Raw genomic sequence first — 1,247 nt, forward strand, 5'->3', positions numbered from 1 at the left:
GCTAGTGCCGTGACCACAAACGTTCGCGGGGTTGGTTAGGCGGCTTTCGTGGTCGGCTGTCCCCAGCGGTGTTGGCGTTCGCTGCGGATGCGTGCGCGTTCGCGGCGTTGAGCGGCCAGGACGTCGGGGTGGCGGGCGTTCGCGTTGCGCCAGCGCAGGTATTTGTGCAGGTGGCGAGCAAGTGCCGGGTGGTTTCGGTGGTCGGAGCCGGCGATCACGAAGGTCCGTAGCGGACCGAAGTGCGCCTCGATCGGGTTGGCCCAGGACGCGTACGTCGGGGTGAAACACAGCTCGACCTTGTTCCGAGCTGCCCACCGGCGGATGGCGATGCCCTTGTGCGCGGACAGGTTGTCCAGGATGACGTAGATCGGGGCGCCGTCCGGGCGGGCGGCGCGAATCGACTTGAGAGCGGCGAGGGTGTTGGCCGCGGACTTCTGCTGCCGGACGACGCCCCACATCGTGTCGTCACCGACGGAGTAGCAACCGTGGAACTGCCGCACACCGTGCAACTTGTGGTAGTTCGCGGGCAGCCGGTCCGGATGGTTCTTGGGCTGCCAGCCGGAGCCGGCCTGCGGACGGATCGCCAAGGGTCCGAACTCGTCGAACGCGAACACCCGATGCGGGAAGTGGGTGCTGACGTGCTCGATCCGCGCGAGTTTCGCCTCCCGTTGCGGATCGTTCGACTCCTTCCACGTCTTGGTCCGCTGGAACGTGATCTCGTGTTTGCGCAGCAACTGCCGCAGCCGTTCGCGGCCCACCGGCACCCTGCGGTCAGGGTTGCCGGCCAAATGGTCGGCGAGTTTGCGGATGCTCCAGCGGGTGAACGGCAGCCCGAGCTTCATCGGGCGGGTGTTGGCCGTCGAGACGATGAACTGCTCGTCGTCAGGACTGATCTGGCGGGGACGGCCACCCGCCCACTGAGGGTCCAGGCTGGGCATCCCTATCTCGTTAAAGCGGTGGATGACCTGGCGCACCGAGTCCTCGTCAGCCTGCACGAGACGGGCGATCGCCGGGACCGTGTTCCCGCCGGCTGAGGCGAGCACGACCATCGCCCGACGCAGGCGCACCGCCGATCCGGTTCCGCGACGCACCAGCCGCTGCAGCTTCTGACCTTCTTGATCACTTAGTCGGCGTACTCGAACGGGTTCTGCCACCGCCACAGCCTCAACCGTTACCGGGTCCGCTACGCGGACCCGACCCGGTGTGTCACCCAACCCGGCCAACGTTTGTGGTCACGGCACTAGCCG

At 67.0% G+C, this 1,247-nt stretch carries 1 protein-coding gene; it reads right to left on the reverse strand.

Going from position 1 to position 1,247, the window contains the following annotated elements:
* Positions 1–35 precede the first annotated feature (35 nt).
* A complete protein-coding gene (locus tag ABZ406_RS30965; protein ID WP_357769127.1) occupies positions 36–1,154 on the reverse strand; it encodes an IS630 family transposase in 1,119 nt (372 codons plus the stop codon).
* Positions 1,155–1,247: the final 93 nt, after the last annotated feature.

This window comes from Micromonospora sp. NPDC005710 (genome assembly GCF_040630995.1).
Lineage (GTDB): Bacteria > Actinomycetota > Actinomycetes > Mycobacteriales > Micromonosporaceae > Micromonospora.